7 protein-coding genes are annotated in these 7548 nt (G+C 42.8%); 2 read left to right on the forward strand and 5 right to left on the reverse strand.

Features of this window, described 5'->3' with window-relative positions; translation table 11 throughout:
• Positions 1 to 117: 117 nt before the first annotated feature.
• The 4 genes from AB9H30_RS11165 to AB9H30_RS11180 form a co-directional block, all read right to left on the reverse strand.
• Positions 118 to 624, reverse strand: a complete 507-nt coding sequence (locus tag AB9H30_RS11165; protein WP_371194747.1) for a DUF3087 domain-containing protein — start codon at positions 622 to 624, stop codon at positions 118 to 120.
• 225 nt (positions 625 to 849) lie between these two features.
• Positions 850 to 1794, reverse strand: coding sequence for an exopolyphosphatase (locus tag AB9H30_RS11170; protein ID WP_371194757.1), 945 nt, complete (start codon positions 1792 to 1794; stop codon positions 850 to 852).
• A gap of 227 nt (positions 1795 to 2021) precedes the next feature.
• Positions 2022 to 2342: a P-II family nitrogen regulator gene (locus AB9H30_RS11175; RefSeq protein ID WP_371194748.1), complete on the reverse strand. Its 321-nt coding sequence runs from the start codon at positions 2340 to 2342 to the stop codon at positions 2022 to 2024.
• Between the two features lie 38 nt (positions 2343 to 2380).
• On the reverse strand, positions 2381 to 3385 hold the full coding sequence (locus AB9H30_RS11180) for a sodium-dependent bicarbonate transport family permease (protein ID WP_371194749.1): 1005 nt from the start codon (positions 3383 to 3385) through the stop codon (positions 2381 to 2383).
• 246 nt (positions 3386 to 3631) lie between these two features.
• On the opposite strand from AB9H30_RS11180, the gene AB9H30_RS11185 reads away from it, so the two are divergent.
• The gene (locus AB9H30_RS11185; RefSeq protein WP_371194750.1) at positions 3632 to 4387 is read left to right on the forward strand and encodes a DNA/RNA non-specific endonuclease; all 756 of its coding nucleotides are present in this window, start codon (positions 3632 to 3634) and stop codon (positions 4385 to 4387) included.
• 112 nt (positions 4388 to 4499) lie between these two features.
• On the forward strand, positions 4500 to 4886 hold the full coding sequence (locus AB9H30_RS11190; RefSeq protein WP_371194751.1) for a glutathione S-transferase N-terminal domain-containing protein: 387 nt from the start codon (positions 4500 to 4502) through the stop codon (positions 4884 to 4886).
• A gap of 163 nt (positions 4887 to 5049) precedes the next feature.
• Here the strand turns inward: AB9H30_RS11190 and AB9H30_RS11195 are convergent, their stop codons facing one another.
• Entirely contained in the window at positions 5050 to 7170 is a 2121-nt protein-coding gene (locus tag AB9H30_RS11195; protein ID WP_371194752.1) for a VIT and VWA domain-containing protein, read from the reverse strand.
• Positions 7171 to 7548: the final 378 nt, after the last annotated feature.

The following is a 7548-nucleotide window of genomic DNA, read 5'->3' on the forward strand; positions in this document are numbered from 1 at the left end:
ATTGGCTGTTTACGCTTATTATCAAGCACACGCATCATAATTATATATCGCGTTTTTTCCTAAAATCATGAGCGTATATGCAAATTTTAAGGAAAATTCAAAGAGCTTGTTAAAACATCAAAATTGCTTCAATATGCTGGCGTCATAATCATCGGCGTTGATCGTTACTTGATACTTCGCTGTCAAACTATCGAGTTCGGCTTGTGCAATAGCAAGCTCTTCCATAATGATCGTGTTATCGTCTAACTGCCATAATAAGCGCGAACCTGCGTAGCTATATTGCATAGCCAACAAAGCATCTATATTCCCTTCTTGGCCGGCCGCTTTTATTTTGAGCATTTTGCGGTTAATTTTGTTAAGCGCTTGCTTTAAATCCCAAACATAAACCACTTCGGTCATAAATGGATGCCCGCGGTATTTATTCAGTAAAAATCCTATAATGGCACTGGTGATAACAACCCCTGTTAAATTCCAGTGAAAATGGCTGCCGCTTTCATCTGGAAAAAGGGCAATCAGCAATTGCGCTATCACTAAGCTGCCGACTGCCAATCCTGCGATACACCCAACTATCACTCTGTTTAAATGGCGTCTGTAGCGCGCTTTATCTATCTTAATTAGTTGCATAGAAACCTAAAATATAAGGAGTAAATGAGAAGTTCTGCGGGCTATGTGCCGACGCAAAAATATTACCGTTTGATAATAGGTTCTGTTGAGTATCATAGCAATAGACACTTAATAAGAGAGGGATTTATCTGAGGTAAAGCGAACTACAAACCTTTACACCAGAAACTAAAAAGCGCCCACTTTACAGTGAACGCCTTTGATGAAATATCATAGCCTTAGGCAGTGCTAACCTTCTCTAGTTATTCGCTCAATAAGCTCAGCTTTTACCGAAAAGGCCTTATCATTGTCTACCTGACAGGTTCCGGCCGCGTGATGCCCACCGCCGCCAAAGCGCAAGCATAGTTCGCCGACATTAGTTTTTGAGCCTCTATCTAAAATGGATTTACCAATCGCAAATACAGTATTTTGCTGTTGGAAACCCCACATCTGATGAATCGAAATATTGCACTGAGGAAACAAGGCGTAAATCATAAAGCGGTTGCCTGCATAAATTACCGGCTCATCTTGAAGATTTAGCACCACTAAATTGCCATGCACGGTTGAGCAATCAAGCAGCTGTTGCTTAAATTTTTCGCTGTGCTGATTGTACATCTCTACGCGCTCTTGCACGTCTGGCAGAGCAATAATTTGCTCGATAGTGTGGTTTCTGCAATATCCAATCAACGCCATCATCAGTTGATAGTTTGAAATCCTGAATTCTCTAAATCGACCTAAGCCTGTGCGGCTGTCCATAAGATAATTAAGCAATACCCAGCCGGTAGGATTTAAAATTTCATCCTTTGAAAACTGTGCTGAGTCGGCCTTGTCTACGGCTTCCATCATGCCATCCCAAGCATTTGGGAAAATACTGCGACCGCCGTAATAATCATAAACCACTCTTGCCGCCGAGGGCGCATTCGGGTCTATTACATGATTGGACTTGGCATTATCACCACGACGCGTCATCTCACTGGCATGATGGTCAAAGGCTATGTGACAGCCCGCAACGTATGGCAGGTTAGTTGTAATATCATTAGGGGTAATTTCAATGGTTCCGTCCTGCATGTCTTTTGGATGCACGAATTTGATATCGTCTATCAGACCAATTTCTTTTAACAAGACGGCGCACACTAATCCATCAAAATCGCTGCGAGTGACTAATCTAAATTTACTTTCTACCGGTTGAAGCATGGAAGACAAAGGCTTCTCCTAGTTAACATGGTTTGGTGAGAACAAAGAGTACGACAAAATAAGAAAGTGCTGGGTATCGAGTGAGATACTTAAGTGCAATACGAGATATTTTTGGCTGCTTTACACCAGGATTTGTTGGTCTTTGTTGGATGATTTTGCAGGAGTAAGCGGGCACGAATGCCGCAAACAAGTTTAGTCCAGACTTCGTTTGAGCAAAGAGGACATCTTTAGAATTTTTCGGGTCTTAAAATTTTTATATCTTCGAGATAAGTAATACCCGAATAATTTTTAAAATAGGTCTTTTTGACACTGTCCATAATCGCTTCGGCCATTTCGTAATTGTTTACAATGATCTCAATTTTAATATTGGCAAAATCGTCAACAACAGAGGCTCGCTCAGTCGTCGACCGAATATTTCGACTTCCTTTTCCGCCGGCTGCAACAATCGTATAACCGGTTGCGCCGCAAGACTCAATGATTTTACAAACACCTTTTGAGATGATTTTTTCGGTGATTATGACCACCTTTTCTGCAGTATGAAGCGTCATATTACTTTTTTCCTACACTGTGAACCCAAAATAACCTGCTATTCAAACACAAGCTTCGCTAAAACTATAAACAAAGGAATACAAATGGCAATTGCGACTGGTGTGCCGACGCTGGTAGACGCCCCAATGTAAGCTGAAGGATTGGCAGAAGGAATGCCGCTTCGTAAGGTTGGGGGCCCTGAAATGTCTGAACTAGAGGCTGCCATTACTGATAATAAAATCACTCCGCCAGGACTAAAGTCGACAAGATGATGGGCAATATAACCTAAACCAAATGCCATTAAACCATGAGCAATCGGCCCAAAAAAAGCATATACCACATACCAATGTGCCACCCGCCGTAACTCATTAATTCTAGCATATGCTTCCATGCCCATAATCAGCATTAATATCGATAAGAACCCTCGAAATAATGGCTCATAAAAACTATCAAACACACGATCAGGTGTGGTTAGTAAGCCCAACGCCAAACCAAGAATGAGCGCTGAAAGTGCTGAGCCCTGTAGGCTGTCTTTGACAATACCCCACACATCAACGTCTGTTTGATCGCCGTCTTTTTGTTTTTTAATGTAAATATTTGCCAAGACTATCGCCAGTACCAGCGCGGGAATATCCATGAAAGGGTAGAGCGCAGGAACCCATGCTTCGTAGCTGATTGACTCCTCTTCCATTACTACCATCACTGCAGCAAAGGTTGAGGCACTTACCGCGCCAAATAAACCGGCGGTTGCGTAACCATCCTCTTTTTTTACGCTAGGAAGGAATGAAAATACAAAGATGCCAAACAATACAATCACTATCCCTATGACCATCGCAAAAACTGCCGGCAATATCATCTCAGCCAAATTTGCGTCGCGTATCTCCATGCCACCTTTAATACCGATTTTCATCAGTAACATAAATACGATAAATTTATAAATAGCGTCGGGAATAGTCAGTTTACTACCAAGCGCAGCGATAAGCATGCCACCTATCAGAAACCCAAGTGTCGGTGATTGAAACTGCGTGAGTAAACGCATTAAAAAATCATACAAAAAATCCATGGACACTACCTTCTTATATGCAAATTTATGCTATCAACGTAATTAAATCCATGGCGATAACAATGTCAGGGGTTTATCATTTATCTTTATATGCTGGTACATTACGACCGAAATCATTAAAAAACAACTGTTAGGTGATGCACCCAGATAATATAGTGTTCAGGCGCCAAGCATGATATTTTTAACACTCCGATGCCGTCATGCTGTATATGAAAGCTATCTCTACCCTTATATGGAACGAACAATATGAAACAAGCTTGCATGGTGTTATTCATTACCCTTAGCTTTTCGGCTATCTCAGATATACGCAGCGTGCATTGTCCATTAGGGTGTCCTAGCCTCAATATAGAAAACAACGACGTAGTGTTTAATCATACCTATGCGCTTAGCAACAACCCCACAACAAAATTTGCCGACTGGGTTGCATACGAGGTAAACGTGCTCAATTTTGGCGATAGTCCTGGCAGAGATTGGGGCAATGATCCATTAATAGACGATGATGAGTCTTTAGAAGAGCCTGATTATAAGGGTGCGTTCAAAGAACTGAAAACCGACCGAGGACACCAAGCACCGCTTGCCAGTTTTGCGGGTCACAGAAATTGGCGTGAGCTCAACTACTTATCAAACATTACTCCACAAAAGTCAGCCTTAAATCAAGGCGCGTGGGTCGAATTAGAATCGGCGATTCGCAGCGCAGTTAGTTACAGGCAGTCTTTATTTGTGATTACCGGTACGCTTTATGCTGAGGGCCAAGCAAAGCTGCCTTCGGCAGACGAGACCCATATGGTACCCGCGTCTTTTTTTAAAGTCATATACGACTTAAAAGGTAACTCTGCGAGTTTCTTGTTTGATCAAGACTTGCAAAAGTCAGCAGCGTACTGCGATCAGCAAGTAACTAACGCCATTATGAATCTGAAAATTCCTTATTTGATGCCTATATTCAACGATTCAGTGGCTTTGATGACGAGATTAGGCTGCGAGACTACAACACCTTTACCATAAACAGACACCATAAAGCGACACCATAGATTTACTGTAAAGCTTAGCTATAGATCCCACAGCAATTTGGGTATACTGCGCGCGCAATTCATCCGTAGACTAATAAGTAGTAAATATGCGTTTTTTCATTACCCTCATTCGAAACCTACTTGGTGGCATCATTGCTTTTTTTGATGTCATCACTCGTGGCCGAAAACTCAAGCGCAGCGCGCAAGCACAGCAACAAATAGAGGCTGAACTTGAAACTCTCACCCTATATCAATTTTTTGCTTGTCCCTTCTGTATTAAAACGAGAAGAGCCATGTACAAAATGAATCTACCGATCACTAAGCGGAATGTTTCGCAAGGCTCACCCTATCGAGAAGAGCTGTTGCAGGGCGGCGGTAAAGTGCAGACCCCTTGCCTACGGATTGAATCAACCGATGGCGTACAATGGCTATATGATTCAAACGAAATTATAAACTATTTGAGAGCGCGCTTTGCACCGCTCATAAGTCCGTAGGATTTTTGCATATTTAATTTTATGTGATGCGTGCACTGCTTAATTTTAATACACAGAGCAAAGAACCATCTCACTTTAGCTTTTCCTACCCATACTCAAAAACCCGCTGCACAAAACTGCGCGCAGCGGGTCTAGTTATTTTAGTAACTAGATTCAGACGCTCCTAGCACTTTGGTTTAGTTAAGCGGGCCCACCCCAGCATGATAATGAATAAAAGCATAAACGGAGTTAAGCTGCCACCACCGCCACTGTGATTGCTGGCGGGGCCGTTATACATGGGTTGTTGTTGATCAACGCGATTGTTTTGTACACCTGCTAGCTTGCGCTGCTCCCTAGCCGCTTGTTCATTGCTGACTCGCTTTTTATTGCTTTGCTCAATGCCGTAAGCCTCAAATAGCTGCTCCTCTAAAATAAGCATCGAGGTGTAATTCGTTACCAAACCGTATTCAATGGCCAGGTCGGTAATCGCCTGCTCAGTATCGGAGTCCTGACCAAAATATCGCAAACTGTTTTCTAGCTCTTCAATTTTGGCAAAAGCCCACAGCCTTTCTAATTCAGGATTGGACGCATTCTGCCTAAGTGCTTGATCAAACTCAAACTCGGTTTTATAGCGTATGTTTTCCCCGGCTATTTTTGCACTGAGCTCAACGCTGACCTGATTGCCTTTGTCGCCATTGTTATCCCAAAAGTGACCGAACACTATTAGCTGCTGACCTCTATATACACTGCCTATTTTACTGGGAGTTTGGTCACTCACTTTAATGCCCGATATTTTAATATCCACATCATGCATCGCGGCATGATTTAACTTTGAGGTAGCCTCTATAATTTTACCGACGATGTCATCGCTGTTTGAGATGCTTATGGCAAAACCATTGGATGCTTGGGTCATACCGTTTAACAACGGCGTATTGGCACTGTTGCCCATCACAAAGGTAAAGAGCCTCACATCGGCGCCTTTTATCAGATCTAAAAACTGCCGCTTTTCGGTTTTACCAGTGTTTGTGACGCCATCGGTTACCAATAGCAAGGCTGTGGTTCTGTCGGCATCTATCATACGTATGGCTTTTTCCATTCCCTCGTAAAGGTTAGTACTTGAGCCTACTTGACGCTGCTCTAAAATACGCATCTGCTGCGCTACGTTTTGCGCAGTGGCATGCACAAAGCTGGGAGTAGTTTCTTTTGCGCTACTGTCAAAAATGACCACACGAAAACGGTCTTCAGGATTCAATTTACCTAAGCCTTGTTTGACCCCTTCCACCATGCTCTGATATTTGCCCTGCATCGAGCCTGAATAATCCAATACAAATATCCAATCGCGCCCTTCAACAATTGGCTTTAAGTCATCTCCTGGGGTAATGGTGAGCATATATGTACCCTTATTTGCGCCTTCGGCTTTATAGGTCACAAGGTCGACGTGGGCCGGGTGACTTTGCGGGTAGCGCCAGTAAACCAAGATATCGGTATCGAGTTTATGGGCGTACTGATTGACCGAGCTTGTGGTCGATTGCTCTGTGCTTTGGGCATTGAACGCATCATTTTGCTCTTGTGCAGTTTGTGCTTTAGCGCCTTGATTGGCAATCGATACCCTCCACTCTTGTGCAGACAGTTGTTCTATTGTGGCATTGGGATGTTGAGGCAAGCGAAATTGCTCAACTGGATAGGCCGACCTAAAGTTAAGAGTGAAGCTAAAAGCCGCTTCTACCGTGTCGTTCTGCGTCCAAAACTGCAGGCTTTGCTCGTCTACTCCGCCGTTTTCTAGGGGATACACATAGCGACCCACGCTGGTATCGATATGCACCGCTTGGATATAAGTGAGCTTTGTTCTGACCTTTTGCTGAGCCTGAATGTTAGCCACCGAAATATCAAAGGTGCGGTAGTCGTCCTGCTCCACTAAAGCAGCGTTACGCCCAGCTTGTTTTTCTTTTTCGTAAATGTCGCGGGCCTGTTTTTTTGCCACAACCTCGGCGGTAATCGGCGTGTTATTGAGCCAGTAGGTGAACTCACCTACCGCGGCTTTTTTAGGCACTGGAAACGAATAAATTGCTTCTAAATTTTGTGTATGTTTGTTGTAAAAAACCTGTTCAATAGAAGTAATGGCATAGCCATTTTCAATGACTACTTCGACATGGTGCTCGAGTAAATCGAGGGCTTCATTGCTGTTATTAGGTGTCATCAAACCTGCAGCTTGGCTTTGCGCAATGCAAGTAAGGACGCCCAACACGCAGAGTATAAAACGGGTAAATAAGGATGTTGATAAACAATATTTTTGTAGAAAATTCACGTTACTCTCCTGAGACACTGACATAGTATTCGCTCAGAAGAATCTTATTTTTATGCTTTTATTAAAAGTATTTTATATAAAGTATTATTTAATGAGTCTTTTTGTGGCATTTAATAATGCCATTATTAACCAAGAGGGTCTTTCAACAGCATACTTTTTATGTTTAGAGATACGAATAAAAGCGCCATGATAGTAAGATAAATTAGTAGTTAGGGTAACTAAGTGTTCGTTATTTTTTGTATTTGCTGACATCACACAAATCTTCAAGGACCCAGCTCTTACCCTGTGCGATGTTCGAAGTACTTATGGCTATTTACGCTATCACTAAGATGAACAGCTATAGTGCGACAAGCCACCCACGCCAAATACATCAAGCGG

Origin of the sequence: Glaciecola sp. SC05, assembly GCF_041380235.1 — a bacterium.
Classification (GTDB): Bacteria; Pseudomonadota; Gammaproteobacteria; order Enterobacterales; family Alteromonadaceae; genus Glaciecola.

Coding starts and splice junctions, on each gene's coding strand:
- AB9H30_RS11175 (WP_371194748.1), bottom strand. CDS start 2,342: ATGACGCTTCATACTGCAGAAAAGGTGGTCATAATCACCGAAAAAATC.
- AB9H30_RS11185 (WP_371194750.1), top strand. CDS start 3,632: ATGAAACAAGCTTGCATGGTGTTATTCATTACCCTTAGCTTTTCGGCT.
- AB9H30_RS11165 (WP_371194747.1), bottom strand. CDS start 624: ATGCAACTAATTAAGATAGATAAAGCGCGCTACAGACGCCATTTAAAC.
- AB9H30_RS11190 (WP_371194751.1), top strand. CDS start 4,500: ATGCGTTTTTTCATTACCCTCATTCGAAACCTACTTGGTGGCATCATT.
- AB9H30_RS11170 (WP_371194757.1), bottom strand. CDS start 1,794: ATGCTTCAACCGGTAGAAAGTAAATTTAGATTAGTCACTCGCAGCGAT.
- AB9H30_RS11180 (WP_371194749.1), bottom strand. CDS start 3,385: ATGGATTTTTTGTATGATTTTTTAATGCGTTTACTCACGCAGTTTCAA.